The 14,104-nt window shown below is 53.9% G+C and carries 12 protein-coding genes, 1 tRNA gene and 1 pseudogene; 8 read left to right on the top strand and 6 right to left on the bottom strand.

The window, feature by feature from the left end:
• Positions 1-65 precede the first annotated feature (65 nt).
• The 4 genes from ybgF (at position 66) to AC3A6F_RS05105 (ending at position 1,825) form a co-directional block, all read left to right on the top strand.
• A complete protein-coding gene (ybgF, locus tag AC3A6F_RS05120) occupies positions 66-821 on the top strand; it encodes a tol-pal system protein YbgF (protein ID WP_487678888.1) in 756 nt (251 codons plus the stop codon).
• Positions 822-899: 78 nt separating this feature from the next.
• Positions 900-975 (top strand) — tRNA-Lys (locus tag AC3A6F_RS05115).
• A gap of 83 nt (positions 976-1,058) precedes the next feature.
• On the top strand, positions 1,059-1,316 hold the full coding sequence (locus tag AC3A6F_RS05110; protein WP_123068712.1) for a hypothetical protein: 258 nt from the start codon (positions 1,059-1,061) through the stop codon (positions 1,314-1,316).
• A gap of 26 nt (positions 1,317-1,342) precedes the next feature.
• Entirely contained in the window at positions 1,343-1,825 is a 483-nt protein-coding gene (locus tag AC3A6F_RS05105; RefSeq protein ID WP_487678886.1) for a hypothetical protein, read from the top strand.
• On the opposite strand, the gene AC3A6F_RS05100 is transcribed toward AC3A6F_RS05105, so the two are convergent.
• Positions 1,826-2,638, bottom strand: a complete 813-nt coding sequence (locus AC3A6F_RS05100; RefSeq protein WP_487678885.1) for an ABC transporter ATP-binding protein — start codon at positions 2,636-2,638, stop codon at positions 1,826-1,828.
• 15 nt (positions 2,639-2,653) lie between these two features.
• Positions 2,654-3,445 carry a nitrate ABC transporter permease gene (gene ntrB / locus AC3A6F_RS05095; RefSeq protein ID WP_487678884.1) on the bottom strand — a complete coding sequence of 264 codons (792 nt, stop codon included), beginning with the start codon at positions 3,443-3,445 and terminating at the stop codon, positions 2,654-2,656.
• A gap of 395 nt (positions 3,446-3,840) precedes the next feature.
• On the opposite strand from ntrB (AC3A6F_RS05095), the gene AC3A6F_RS05090 reads away from it, so the two are divergent.
• The 4 genes from AC3A6F_RS05090 (at position 3,841) to AC3A6F_RS05075 (ending at position 8,818) form a co-directional block, all read left to right on the top strand.
• Positions 3,841-5,514: an AAA family ATPase gene (locus AC3A6F_RS05090; protein WP_487678883.1), complete on the top strand. Its 1,674-nt coding sequence runs from the start codon at positions 3,841-3,843 to the stop codon at positions 5,512-5,514.
• 14 nt (positions 5,515-5,528) lie between these two features.
• Entirely contained in the window at positions 5,529-6,380 is an 852-nt protein-coding gene (locus tag AC3A6F_RS05085; protein WP_487678882.1) for an HNH endonuclease signature motif containing protein, read from the top strand.
• Positions 6,381-6,873: 493 nt separating this feature from the next.
• Positions 6,874-7,983 carry a hypothetical protein gene (locus AC3A6F_RS05080; RefSeq protein WP_487678881.1) on the top strand — a complete coding sequence of 370 codons (1,110 nt, stop codon included), beginning with the start codon at positions 6,874-6,876 and terminating at the stop codon, positions 7,981-7,983.
• Between the two features lie 655 nt (positions 7,984-8,638).
• Entirely contained in the window at positions 8,639-8,818 is a 180-nt protein-coding gene (locus tag AC3A6F_RS05075) for an antitoxin VbhA family protein (protein WP_487678880.1), read from the top strand.
• Positions 8,819-9,568: 750 nt separating this feature from the next.
• Here the strand turns inward: AC3A6F_RS05075 and AC3A6F_RS05070 are convergent.
• From AC3A6F_RS05070 to AC3A6F_RS05055, 4 genes and pseudogenes are all read right to left on the bottom strand, one after another.
• Positions 9,569-10,030 (bottom strand): annotated as a pseudogene (locus AC3A6F_RS05070) (ATP-binding cassette domain-containing protein); the annotation flags it as partial.
• 356 nt (positions 10,031-10,386) lie between these two features.
• A complete protein-coding gene (locus tag AC3A6F_RS05065; protein ID WP_487678878.1) occupies positions 10,387-11,193 on the bottom strand; it encodes an ABC transporter ATP-binding protein in 807 nt (268 codons plus the stop codon).
• A gap of 15 nt (positions 11,194-11,208) precedes the next feature.
• The gene (gene ntrB, locus AC3A6F_RS05060) at positions 11,209-12,132 is read right to left on the bottom strand and encodes a nitrate ABC transporter permease (RefSeq protein ID WP_487678877.1); all 924 of its coding nucleotides are present in this window, start codon (positions 12,130-12,132) and stop codon (positions 11,209-11,211) included.
• Positions 12,133-12,171: 39 nt separating this feature from the next.
• Positions 12,172-13,341, bottom strand: a complete 1,170-nt coding sequence (locus AC3A6F_RS05055) for a CmpA/NrtA family ABC transporter substrate-binding protein (protein WP_487678875.1) — start codon at positions 13,339-13,341, stop codon at positions 12,172-12,174.
• Positions 13,342-14,104: the final 763 nt, after the last annotated feature.

Below are 14,104 nucleotides of genomic sequence, written 5' to 3'. Positions count from 1 at the left end.
GACGCAGTGCAGACTGCTACCCGCCCCGTTTTATCTCAGCAACCGGTTTAGAAAGAGCAACGTTCATGATCAAACTGTCTCCGTCCCGCCTCGCCTGCCTCGTCCTGGCCCTGTGGATGCCGCTGCACGCCGTGGCCGGCCCGTTCGATGACGACGAAGCGCGCAAGGCCATCCTGGACCTGCGCACCAAGGTCGACAACATCACGCGCGACCTGACCACGCGCATCGACGGCAAGTCGGACAAGACGGTCCAGATCGAGATGCTCAACCAGCACGAGCAGACCATGCGCGAGATCGCGCGCCTGCGCGGCCAGATCGAAGTGCTGCAGAATGAATTGTCCAAGGCCCAGGAAAGCCAGAAGCAACTGTACGCCGACCTCGACGCACGCATGAAACGCTTCGAGCCGCGCCAGGAAGTCATCGACGGCCAGACCGCCGAAGTGATGCCGACCGAGAAGACCGCCTACGAGGCCGCCACCGCCCAGTTCCAGTCGGGCGACTACAAGGGCGCTTCCGTCGCGCTGCAGGAATTCGTCAAGCAGTATCCGCAATCGGCCTACGCGTCGAATGCGCAGTACTGGCTGGGCAACACTTATTACGCACTGGGCGACTACAAGAAAGCCATCGCGGCCCAGCAGGTCGTGACCACCACCTACGCCGACAGCGCCAAGGTGCCGGACGCCATGCTGAACATCGCCAGCAGCTACGCTCTGCTGAAGGACAACAAGAACGCGAAGAAGTCGCTGCAGACGCTGGTGTCCAAGTATCCGGACTCGAGCGCGGCGCAGACGGCGCGCGATCGGTTGGCTTCGCTGAAGTGATTGTCGCGCGATAGCATCGCCCTGATCGGGCTCGGCAATTGACAGGTTCGAGGGCGGGCCCTATAATCTCGTTTCTTCGGGTCGTTAGCTCAGTTGGTAGAGCAGCGGACTTTTAATCCGTTGGTCGCGTGTTCGAGCCACGCACGGCCTACCAAAGATTCTCAGAAACGCCAGCCTTCGGGCTGGCGTTTTTGTTTTTACCTTATTATTTCCCTTTTGATCAAGGACGATAGCGCCATGACTTACGAAGACTTCCTCGATGAAGTAACGACCCTGCTCACCGAGATCTACAACCTCGACGACGAAGCGGCTATCAAACTGGTGGTCGATGCGCAGGACGCAGAGTACTTCGTCGCGCACGACGACAAGGAAGAACTGCGTACGGTCGCCCAGGCCAAGCTGGATGCCGTCGCGCTGTACGAAGCCAAGCAGAACCGCAACCAGACGCAGCGCAAGCAGCAGCAGCGCCAGGTGCAGAAGAAGAAGGCCCCCTGAGCCCGATCTGAGCTGGAGGAACGCCCATGACGATGGACTTCGCCGAGCGCATGACTGTCGATGGCACCGTCTATTCGATCGACACCTTCGCGCTCGAGCCATATCGCAAGTCACTGGCTTCGCCGCCCCGCTTCAAGCCCTGGCCCGGTTGCTCGAATGGCTATTACGGCACTTGGGAAGTCCGGGAATGCGGCTATGAGCGCATCTTGTACCTGACCGGATTCAACCCGCAAATCGGTCTATCGCTACTCTTTCCGGACGATGTAGTACCACTCGCCGCGACCTGGTACAGCGGCATCATCCGCGGCTGGCACGGCGAGCGCCGCCGGACCGGCTACCCACCTCGGAATATCTACCCGGACGAGATCTACGTCGAGATCGCCGCGGGCAGGGTCGTGCGCGAATGGCTGCTCGACCTGCGCGCGGTACCGGACCAGACCGAGGAAGAATGGCGCCAGTCGGTACCCTCCTTCCTGTGGAAGTTCTATCCGCGACCGGCGCCTGGCTAGCTACGCCGCCTCCGCCGCCGGATGCGCCTGTTTTCGATACAAGAACTCCAGCACCGCCTTGCGATGCTCGGTGTAGCGCGCATCCTGCGCCAGCGCGACCCGGTCGCGCGGCCGCTCCAGCCCCACCTCGACGATTTCACCGATGGTCGCAGCCGGCCCATTGGTCAGCATCACGATCCGATCCGACAGCAACACCGCCTCATCCACATCGTGCGTCACCATCACGACAGTCGATTTGGTCGCAGCCACGATCTTGAGCAGCTCGTCCTGCAGATGCGCCCGCGTCAACGCATCGAGCGCGCCGAACGGCTCATCCATCAACAGCACCTTCGGCTCCATCGCCAGCGCCCGCGCGATACCCACCCGTTGCTTCATGCCGCCCGAAATCTCATGCGGCCGCTTCGCCTCGGCACTGGTCAGGCCCACCAGCGCCGACGCCGCCATGGTCCGCTCGCGCAGCTGGACCCGCGTCTCGGCACCGCCAAACACCCGCTCGACCCCGAGATGGATATTCTCGTAGCAGGTCAGCAACGGCAGCAGCGAGTGATTCTGGAACACTACCGCCCGCTCCGGCGACGGTCCGGCGATCTCGCGATTCGCGCACAGCAGCACACCCGCCGTCGGTTTCAATAAGCCGGCGATCAGGCTCAGCAAGGTCGACTTGCCACAGCCCGAGTGCCCGATCAGCGTAATGAACTCACCCTTGCGTACTGCAAGGTCGATCCCCTGCAGCGCCTGGAACACGCCCTTCTTCGTATGAAACGCCATCTCCACGCCGGTGATGTCAATGAATTTGGTTTGAAGGTCATCCATGATCGCGCTCCTTAATCAGTTAGCCACTTGTTCGTGCGTCAGCGACCGCGCCAGCGCCACCAGCGCCTGCTCGAGCAGCAGCCCCACTACGCCAATCACGACGATGGCGATGATGATGTTCGCCACGTTCAGGTTGTTCCACTCGTCCCACACCCAGAAGCCGATGCCCACGCCGCCGGTCAGCATCTCGGCCGCCACGATCACCAGCCATGCGGTGCCGATGGCGAGACGCACGCCGGTCAGGATGTACGGCAGCGCCGACGGCAGCAGGATCTTGGTCAGGATCTTCCACTCCGACAGATTCAGCACGCGCGCCACGTTCATGTAATCCTGCGGCACGCGCTGCACGCCGACCGCCGTATTGATGATCATCGGCCAGATCGAGCAGATGAAGATCGACCAGATCGCCGCTGGATCGGCCGACTTGAATACCAGCAGGCCGATTGGCAGCCAGGCCAGCGGCGACACGGGTTTCAGCAGGCTGATGATCGGGCCGAACATGCCGTTCACGAACTTCACCCGGCCGATGACGAAGCCCAGCGGAATGCCGACCAGCGCCGCCAGCCCGAAGCCGACCGCCACCCGCTTGAGCGAGGCCAGCACGTTCCAGCCGATGCCCTGGTAGTTCGGGCTGTTGTGATAGAAGGGATCGGCGAACAGCTTGAGCGCTTCCTGGAAAGTCACCAGCGGCGGCAGGACCGCTTTGACCGCCCGGACGAATGGCTGTGCGCCGCGTATGACGGGCACCGGTTTGCGCACTTGGGGCGCGCCGCTGCCAGCACCGGCAACAACCGGGAGCTCGACCATGGAGGCGCGCCGCTACCGGGCGGCGCATGGTCTTCAGATTTCAAGCGGGTCATGAACCACATGCCATCCGGCAAATACATGACATACAGTAGGGCAGGTCTATTTAGATAAATCCTCGACAATTAGCGCTTATTAGGGCTGAGTTCGATTGCGAATTTCAGACGTGACCATTTTTTGCGAGGAAGGATCCGATTCACGAGCATTAATAACTTAAGTGACAATGTGAGAGAATTTTAACCAGCCAAATCAGGCAAAATACCGCCCAATCACTAATTTATCAAGAAGCGTATTCTTTAACGTCCGCAATTTGCATAGGCAGTGGAGAAATTTCAAAGATGTCATCATTTCAGAACTAGCGCATATATTTTACTCTCGAATTCCAAATTTGTATAAAAATGAAAATATTCTTTAGCAAAGTAAAGCCTTCTAGCGCAATGGGCGATGGATGCTACATAACTCAAGACCATGTTGGAAGTAATTATACTAGTCCGTGGAATGATTATGGCTATGTAATTACATTTAAGTGCTTTATCATTAAAGGTGAAAATCTTGACAATGTAGGGCATATCAAAATTCTATCCAAGGAAGGAATTAATACGGCAGATATCTTATCGAAGGATAGCGATGAAAAAATTATCGATATCACCGATATCTTAAGCCCTGAAAAATTCGTATCGTTATCAAGCGATCTTGATTATTACAGGAAAATCAAAAGAATCTTCTCAAGCACGTATGAAATCGAAAAGTTCTTGCAGCTAATTTGTGATGCTAGCTATTATTATCAAAATCAAGACGAGTTCAGAAGTTGGGCAGGGTTTTCTAGTGGGATATTGCGATCTGGAAGTGCCTCCGAAGCTGCAATCAAAAAGGGCCATCAAATTTCCATCGGGAATTATGAGATTGACAAGGAATTTCAAGTCACAGTTAAGAATTTGCCTGAGAGTTTCGACGCGATATCTTTGAATTTCGACAATACAGAAAATGGCATTAACTCACGCCGCATTAATATACTTGTCGGCGAGAATGGTGTCGGGAAATCTCATACATTATTGGCACTAGTTCGCAACGTAACTGGAATTGACAAGACAGATCAGCCGTTGCCTTTTTTTCATAAGATAATCTGCATTGCATACTCACCATTCGAGAATTTTTACACAAAGAGTGGAATTGCAGATGCCTTAAATGAGGCTAATGGACTGTCTATCGCAACAGAAACAAAAGCAGAAAAAAAGAGGAGCAGATTAAATGTTAATTCCTATTCATATATTGGGTTTAAAAAGGAAGACGGTGAATTTTCTCTGAAGTGGCCAGCAATTCATAGCGTAATTTCTTTACTCAAGCTAATTTCGTACGACGCTGAGAATAGGTGGTGGCGGGGCAAATCGAAATTTGACCAGTTGTTTGAGGCACTTAATCGCCATATCGAATTCGACGCTATTGGGCTAAAAGAAAAAGGTGCAGATTTTTTCTACATCAATAAAGAAAATCAATATAATTTTAAGGCTAAGTTTTTCCAACTCGAGGCAGAAGTTGGAGTTCGCTTCTTTTTAAGGGGCGTACAAATTAATCTAAGTTCGGGCCAGAACATTTATGCTTACATGTTGCCTTCACTCATGGCCGAGATAGAAGATGAGAGCTTGGTGTTAATTGACGAACCAGAATTATATCTACATCCTACTCTTGAGATCGCTCTATTAGATATGCTCAAGATAATATTGGATGTCACAAAATCTTATGCAGTAATCGCCACTCACTCTCCTGTCATGGTTCGTGAAGTCGACAAGGACGCAATTTCCATTTTAAGAAAACGAGAGGGAAGAACGACGGTGCTCCGTCCACCGTTTCAGACTTTGGGGGAGTCAACCGATAGAATCTCCGGCGAAGTTTTCGATGACTACTACACAGATAAGCCATTTCAAAAGAACATCGAAAATCTCATTCGCGACGAAAACATTTCGATCGAGGAAATTGAGAAAATTTCCGGACGTGTCGGTGATGAAGCACTGGCTTACGCCATAGCGGTCCTAAGTGATGAAGATAATCAGAAAATAGAAATCACTGAATTATGAAATATTTGCATTACATGCGAATCAGCCCAATTGACGAATGGCTTACTATAGCGCTAAGAAGCAGAAAAGAAAATGTAGGAGATTTAACACTCCATGCAGACAGGATTCGCACATCCTACGAATCCTATGAAAATATTATCTATGACGTAGGGACAAAAGTCCCTAATAGTATGTTCCTCAATGAGAAGTCGCTATTGATTGACTACTATTCCGGTGCGCCATCTGAACTATCCCGACTGCTTGTGATGCGTAGATCGGATCCTAGTCTTCACGAGTGCCCATATTGCGGATATCCATTTATTCCAGACACTCTCGACCATTTTATTCCTAAAGATGAATGGCCCGAATATGCGTTTTTAGCAGATAATTTAGTACCTCAATGCAGAGGATGCGCTCCCACAAAGGGCAAACATTATTTCTGTGAAACTAAAAATTCAGTAAAATTCATTCATCCTTTTTATTCTGATTTAATTTCGAAGCTTGCTTTTCAAGTAGAGATGACCTTCACTAAGCCAGTTCCGAAATTTTCGGTTAAATTCAAAAGTACTGGTTATTTAAGCACTGCAGAAAAACAGCGCCTAGAACTGCATGTGGAACAATTAAAAATTCGCAAGAGATTAGTCAATTATTGCCGTCAAAATTTCAACCATTGGCTTGACTTGGTTCGAAAAACAGGGGCAGATGCTTCGATTGCATTTTCTCAACGTTTAATTGAGCAAGGCGGCCCTGACTCACCGAGCGAGAACTGGAGCCATGCCTTTTATGTTGCCGTACTTAAAAACAAAGAAGCAATGGAATATTTAAATTCTGAAAGAAGAGTCAAAATCGAAAATTCAGCGCCAACAATACAAAATTTAGATTTCTAGGTTGACTGACAAGCTTTTCTTATCGCGACAAAATCAAACTCTTTAGAGAAATTATTCAGATAACTTATTCACTTTAAGATTAGGGATTCAGTATATATTTCTGCATGCAGCGCATCCACTGATGGTGCTGCGATTCTTCGAAAGTCGATCCTTTCCGTCCGCACCAGATGAGATGTATAGGTGACGATCACCTGCCAACAATGTCAGTGCGGTGCGCGACCGCAAAACTCAGGTCAAGCATCGGTGCTGGACGGCCTGAGGCACATGCTGGAGGCCGATGCTAGCTTGGTTGTACTGGCCGATGCCTTGGACCGCCGTGCAATCACCTCCAACAAATAGCATAGCGCTGCGCAAGCGATGCTTGACTGTTTGGTAAGACCATTCCGCGCGGGAACAGCGCGCGACAGTATCATTATGGAAATGCAGCGCCCACGAACGGCCGATGTCAGCCAATTCCGGTCATTCATGCAACCACTTATATTTATAAAATTCAATGAGCCAACCTGCCCCGCTGGATAAGTATATTTCCGAAAAAAGCGAAATCTATGAGAGATTCAATGCCCATCTAAAAAATCCTGATATTTCCATTAACGAGTATCGCGAATCTCAACGGGAGAAGGTTCGTAAGGGTTTAGCGGGAAAAAAAATAATTTACCTCGACACAAATGCTTGGAAATGCTTAGGTGATTACGAGCGCGGAAAGTCGACGCTAAGTACCGCTATGCGAGAATTCGCAGGGATTATGAACAGCCCTCAAATTCGTGACGCCTGCGTTTTTCCAATTGGAACTTCAACGATGATGGAATTACAATCGATGAGCGATCCGGAGACCACAGCATCACTAATGGTCGTAGTAGACCGGTATTCGAAAAATGTCGCGATTAAGCCACCAGATGAAGTGATTACACAAGAGCTCGCATTGTTCAATCGAAAGGAAACGCGCGTTGCGGGGCTGGAGCCAAATCGCTTCTGTCATCCGATGGATCTTATGGGTGGTCTAGAACCTGAGATGCCTAAATTGCTCCCTCCTGCGATGGAGTTAGCACTCAAAAAGGCGCTAATGGATCACCTCTATTCGCTACCGCTCAAGGCTATCCTCGAAATGTCAGCAGGGAAAGATGCAATTTGGGATAACACTGCTGGCATTGATGAAATGAATAAAGGGAAATTCGCTCATCGACATGAGATAAAAAATTTCGCTGACGCACTTTTCGTTGAGTTGGCGGGAATAATGCGGTCTCATGTTCCCGATGGACCACCAGTGAATAATCTTACACCTGCCAAAGCACAAGCGGCTATGGCAATGCTTCACTGGAAAGAGAATCCAAGCAGCAGAAACATAATGACGGCTCGTATCCTTGCAAATTTGCACGCATTTGTTCGCTATATTGAGAATCGAAAATTTCAGCGAGGCGATATTGCTGACTTCGCCGCAGCACAAGCTGCAGTCCCAAGTACGCACGCATTCTTCACAGACAAAGCGCTGGCGAATTTGCTCATGCAGCCTCAGATTCAATTGAAAGCATATTCCTCTTGTGACGTATTGTTTAAATTCGATAACTTTGCGACGTATCTTAAAAATTTAGATTCTGAAACGCTTTGAGTAAATAATGAACAAATCAAAAACAGCCATCACAACGTCTTTGCTGCCGAAGTATCAAGAGTCTGCTGCAATTATGGATCGTTTTTCGGTTGCCGCTCACGTAGATTGTGCATCAATTGATGCGTAGCCCTAATAACGAGAAAATTAAGTTTGTCGACGGCACGGAACTTAGTACAGATGCTTTGAACTACTTCACGGCAAACAAGCAGAATTTTCGCGACGAATTCACAGAGGATCTCAGAGGAAAACTTAGCCATGCGAAATTTCAAGTTTTTGCGAGGTCGTCGCAGAAGAGTGGTTTGATGGCAAGCGCTTGCACCAAGAAGGGCGGTCTAGGCGCCTCAAACGATCATTTTACGACTTTCTGTGCCTAACAACGTACAGCTCGCCTGAACCAAGTCAGTTTGTGCAGAGCCTTGATCTGCCGAGAGATGTGGAACCATTGATCACTGTTGAAGGTATCGCAGCTATTCTTACCGTTAATGACCAAATGATTCATCGTCATGTCGAGCAATGAAGCAAATCCACCCTAACTCATATCTTAAGGAGGTTTAGTAGGCTTATGTTCCGCTCATATGGCTGAGGAGTACGCAGCCAGTGCTGTACTGTACTGTACGAGGAAGAACTGGCGCGAAAAACACAAGAGCGCCGGGGCATGAGCGAAGAACAGCGGCGACGACACAAAGCAGTCGACGCCGCACGAGCCAACGTAGAGCTGTCAGAATTGACGATCAGCGAACAAGCCCGGAAAGATTCCCTTCGTTTTGCTAATTACGAAATCACTTACGCAGAATATATTAAACTTCAAATGCGAAGAATTAACGCGCATGACTGACTAGGCATTGAAAGGCAAGCTCGTACTTTCCTCTGCCCGATCGATGGTATTCACTATTTTTGCTCAGTATGGTTTCCACCTATTTGAGAGCGCCGGTATCAGTTCGCGTGCTACACCGCAATCGGTTGCAGCGGCTCTAACACCCGCGCGAACGCAGTAGAGCTTCTTAGCGTACTCGACTTGCAGCCGCGGTCTTAGTCTTCCTTGGCTCTTAATGATTTCGCGTGTTCGACGGTATGCCCTAACGGTTCCCCGACCAAACTCGGTCATGCCAACTACGACACCCGAAGCGACAAGCGTAGAGAAGCTGATAGCGAGCGTATCGAAGCTTTTATTCTTCAAAAAAATTAGCGCACTGATCGCTGCTGCAGCGAATAGCACATGCCCTAGCTGGAACCAAGCGTTGCTCCTGTACGGTACAGCCCAGTCGCGTATTGGGCCTCTGATCCACTGGCGCGACTTCCTTCGACGTCGTTGTAAGTTCCACATGAAAGTAACCTGAAATATTGACCGCTGACGGCTGTCACGTAGTGAAAGTAATAACCAATTCTGCAGATTAGCACTGACACTCAGGGATAACGAACTAGCGTAGAGTAATGGCAGTCGTTGCGTATTTGCAAACCACAGCGGACCTTGTGTTGCTTTTCGCAGACTATATGACGCAACAAGTGAGCATCACGACCTGACGCAACAGCATTTTGCACTCCTTTCCTACTGCGCCCGTGAAACTCTATGCAACAGTGACCTCAACTACACAGTTTGCGAAATTGCCATTGAATGCGCCTGCTCTCGATACAGGAGTTCAATTGCCACCTCGCGGTGCTCGGCATAACGCTCATCCTGTGCCAGTATTACCCGATCACGTTGCCGCGCCAGGACACCTCGACGATCTCGCCGATGGTCGAGGCAGTCCCATTGGCTAACACGACGTTCCAACCCGACAGTAGCACCGCTTCATCCACTCGTGCGTCACCATCACCACAGTGGATTCGGTCGCGGCCACGATCTTGAGCAGCTCGTCCTGCAAATTCGCCCTTGTCAGCGCATCGACTGAGCAAAGCGGTTGATCCATCAACAGCATCCTCGGCCCCATCCCAAGCACCTGCACGACACGACCCGCTGCTTCATGCCGCCCGAGATCTCGTGCGGCCGCTTGGCTTCCACGCGCGACAACCCCACCCGCACCAGCGCGGCCGAGGTCTGCTTATGGAGGTCAGGTTAATATCTAGATATGGGCTCACCAATTAGCGTTTGTCAGGGATGAGCTCGTGCCTAAATGGCGGACCCGCCCCTTCTTGTCGTGCACCTTTTGTTGATGAAGTAACGGCCCTGCTCACCGAAAGCTACAACCACGAGGACGAAACCGCCATCAAACTAGCGGTGAATGCGTAGGCCAACGATTACTTCGTCCCCCACGACGAGGAGGAGGACCTGCGCACGGTCGCCTGGGCCAAACTGGACGCCGTGGCACTGTACAAGGCCAAGCAGAACCGTAACCAGAGGCAGCGCAAGCAGCAACAGCGTCTGGTGCAGCGAAGAAACGCCCTGATTCAGTTCCTGACGCGTATTCAGGCGGCCGCCGGATGCGCCTGCTTGCGGTACAAGAATTCCAGCACTGCCTTGCGATGCTCGGTATAACGCGCATCCTGCGCCAGCGCGACCCGGTCGCGCGGCCGCTCCAACCCCACCTCGACGATTTCGCCGATGGTGGCGGCTGGCCCATTCGTCAGCATCACGATCCGATCCGACAGCAACACCGCCTCATCCACATCGTGCGTCACCATCACGACAGTCGATTTGGTCGCGGCCACGATCTTGAGCAGCTCGTCCTGCAAATGCGCCCGCGTCAACGCGTCGAGCGCGCCGAACGGCTCATCCATCAACAACACCTTCGGCTCCATCGCCAGCGCCCGCGCGATGCCGACGCGCTGCTTCATGCCGCCCGAAATCTCATGCGGCCGCTTCGCCTCGGCACTGGTCAACCCTACCAGCGCCAACGCCGCCATGGTCCGTTCACGCAACTGAGCCCGCGTCTCGGCACCGCCAAACACCCGCTCGACCCCGAGATGGATATTCTCGTAACAGGTCAGCCACGGCAGCAGTGAGTGATTCTGGAACACCACCGCCCGTTCCGGCGACGGCCCGGCGATCTCGCGATTCGCGCACAGCAGAACGCCCGCCGTCGGTTTCAACAAGCCGGCGATCAGGTTCAGCAAGGTCGACTTGCCGCAGCCCGAGTGCCCGATCAGCGTAATGAACTCACCCTTGCGTACTGCAAGGTCGATCCCCTGCAGCGCCTGGAACACGCCCTTCTTCGTATGAAACGCCATCTCAACACCGGTGATGTCGATGAATTTGGTTTGAAGGTCATCCATGATCGCGCTCCTTAATCAGTTAGCCACTTGTTCATGGGTCAGCGCCCGCGCCAGCGCCACCAGGGCCTGCTCGAGCAGCAGCCCCACCACGCCAATCACGACGATGGCGATGATGATGTTCGCCACATTCAGGTTGTTCCACTCGTCCCACACCCAGAAGCCAATGCCCACGCCGCCGGTCAGCATCTCGGCCGCCACGATCACCAGCCATGCGGTGCCGATGGCGAGGCGCACGCCGGTCAGGATGTACGGCAGCGCCGACGGCAGCAGGATCTTGGTCAGGATCTTCCACTCCGACAGGTTCAGCACGCGCGCCACGTTCATGTAATCCTGCGGCACGCGCTGCACGCCGACCGCCGTATTGATGATCATCGGCCAGATCGAGCAGATGAAGATCGACCAGATCGCCGCTGGATCGGCCGACTTGAATACCAGCAGGCCGATTGGCAGCCAGGCCAGCGGCGACACGGGTTTCAGCAGGCTGATGATCGGGCCGAACATGCCGTTCACGAACTTCACCCGGCCGATGACGAAGCCCAGCGGAATGCCGACCAGCGCCGCCAGCCCGAAGCCGACCGCCACCCGCTTGAGCGAGGCCAGTACGTTCCAGCCAATGCCCTGGTCGTTCGGGCTGTTGTGATAGAACGGATCGGCAAACAGCTTGAGCGCTTCCTGGAAGGTCACCAGCGGCGACGGGAAAGCCTCGTTGCGGGTGGCGATCAGCTGCCACACCAGCACCACGAAGGCAATGCCCACCACCGGCGGCAGGACCGCCTTCACCGCCCGGGCGAACGGCTGCGCGCCGCGCACGACGGGCGCCGGCTTGCGTGCAGGAGGCGTGGCACTGGCGACTGGCGCGTCGACGGCAAGCGGCAACGTAACAACGGTTGCGCCGCCACCTGCAGGCGCATGGTGCTCGGATTTCAGGATAGCGTTCATGGCATTCCCCTATTCAGACAAGATGACAGCAAATGAAAATCAGACCCTGACCTTGAACGAGGCTGCGTAGGCTTTCGGATCCTTGCCGTCCCACACGGTGCCGTCCATCAGCTTCGAGCTGCGCATCGGGCTCGCAGGCACCGGCGCCTTGGCCAGCGTCGCAGCATCCTTGTACAGCGCGACCTGGTTGACCGCGCTGGCCACGGCCAGGTAGTCGGGATCCTGCTTGAGCAGCCCCCAGCGGCGATGCTGGGTCATGAACCACATGCCGTCCGACAGATACGGGAAGTTGACCGCGCCGTCGTTGTAGAACTTCATGTAGTTCTGGTCGTCCCAGGTCTTGCCAAGGCCGTTCTGGTAGCGGCCCATGATGCGCTGGTCGATCGCGTCCTTGCTGGTGTTGACGTACGACTTGGCGGCGATGACCTCGGCCATCTTGTTCTTGTTTGCCATTGAGGCGTCGATCCAGCGGCCGGCCTCGATGATGGCGGCCATCATGGCGCGGCAGGTGTTGGGGTGCTTCTTCGCGAACTCCAGCGTCGAGCCCAGCACCTTCTCGGGATGGTCGCGCCAGATGTCCTGGGTGGTGATGGCGGTGATGCCGATGCCGTCCATGATGGCGCGATGGCCCCACGGTTCACCGACGCAGAAGCCATCCATATTCCCGACCCGCATATTGGCGACCATCTGCGGCGGCGGCACCGTGATGACTTTCGCTTCCTTCATCGGGTTGATGCCGTTGGCCGCCAGCCAGTAGTACAGCCACATCGCGTGGGTGCCGGTCGGGAAGGTCTGGGCGAAGGTGAATTCGCGTTTTTCGGCGCGCATCAGCTTGGCCAGCGACTGGCCGTCGACCGCGCCCTTGGTCGCCAGCTGCTTCGAGAGCGTGATCGCCTGGCCGTTGTTGTTCAGGCCCATCAGCACCGCCATGTCCTTGCGCTGTCCGCCGATGCCCATCTGGACGCCATACAGCAGCCCGTACAGCACGTGGGCCGCATCCAGGTCGCCGTTGGCCAGCTTGTCGCGCACGCCGGCCCACGAGGCTTCCTTGCTCAGCACGAACTTCACGCCGTACTTCATGTCGAAGCCCAGTACCGACGCCATCACCACCGACGCGCAATCGGTCAGTGGGATGAACCCGATCTTGATCTCGGTCTTCTCCGGCTTGTCCGAACCCGCCGCCCACACGCCGCCCGTTGCCAGCCCCATCAAGCTTCCTCCCGCTACCAGACCTGCGCCATGAATGACCTTCCTGCGCGTGACGTCGACTTCGCCGACATCCGCCGTCGCTACGCTCTTCGCTTCAAGCTTCTGATTTTTCATCGCAATCCCAATGTAGTCAGGCAAAAAAAAAGACGCGTACCCGACATGAACGCATTCATGTTCCGGTAGACGTCGTTGTCTTGGTGGGCGCTGCCTTCGTTGGCGGCGCACGCAGCGCTTCATTGCGCTGATGATGATTACGCAATCTTCATGCCAGCGAGTACGCAGAGTGACGCGCCGTCACTTCGCACCACCGGCGCACCGCGCGATGGCGGAAATGGCGCACTGCGATTGCGCAGCGCATCATTTTGGACGAGCTGTTGCGTCAGTGCAGAGAACCTGCAAATACGCCCTTCTGCTACCGCACATGGCATGCTAGGATTGGTTGTTGCACTGAGAAAACATCCGTTGTCTCAATCGTGCGCCCCTTGTATATACCGGGCACACATGTAAAATAAATAACGTCCTGAACGCAGCCAGACTTGCAGGTCTTGCTCCCGTCCCGGATCCCGATTTCGAAGCTTTTGTACTGGCATCCGCATGTCACGCATCCACCGCCCGCCTCACTCCAGCCAGCGTCTCCAGACCGACTTGGCGGGCCGGCGCAGTTGTCAGTAAATCCGCTTCCGCCGAGCGCGCACCACGCGCCTGACCGGCGAACCATCTTCACATTTCGCCCGGCTCACGCCGGCCATTCATTAATTGCCAG

This window comes from Massilia sp. Soil_C_3, assembly GCF_057657035.1.
This window is presented reverse-complemented; position numbering and strand designations above follow the sequence as displayed.